The following is a 351-nucleotide window of genomic DNA, read 5'->3' as shown; positions in this document are numbered from 1 at the left end:
TGATCAGCCGCTGCGCAAAGCCGTGGCCGAACACCGAGAAATGGATGTGCGAGGGCCGCCAGTCATTGGGCCCGTTCGGCCAGGGATAGGGACCGGGCTTCACCGTGCGAAAGGCATAGCCGCCATCAGCGTCGGTTATGGTGCGGCCACAGCCGCCGAAATTCGGATCGAGCGGCGCGAGATAGCCGTCCTTCTTGTGGCGGTAGCGGCCGCCTGCATTGGCTTGCCAAAATTCGAGCAGCGCGCCCGAGACGCCAACGCCGCGCTCGTCGAGCACCCGGCCATAGACGATGATGGGCTCGCCGATTGCGCTTTCGCCGGGCTTTGCGAAATTGTGGATCAGATCATCGT

Annotated in this window: 1 protein-coding gene; it reads right to left on the bottom strand. The window is 63.5% G+C overall.

Annotated elements, in window-relative coordinates; genetic code table 11:
* The coding region (locus tag AC1DY7_RS31500) for a dioxygenase family protein (RefSeq protein WP_477497680.1) at window positions 1-351 on the bottom strand (351 nt) is incomplete at both ends.

The organism is Mycobacterium sp. P2_H7 (genome assembly GCF_056403275.1).
The sequence above is the reverse complement of the archived record's forward strand: the minus strand, read 5'-3'. Positions and strand labels throughout refer to the sequence as shown.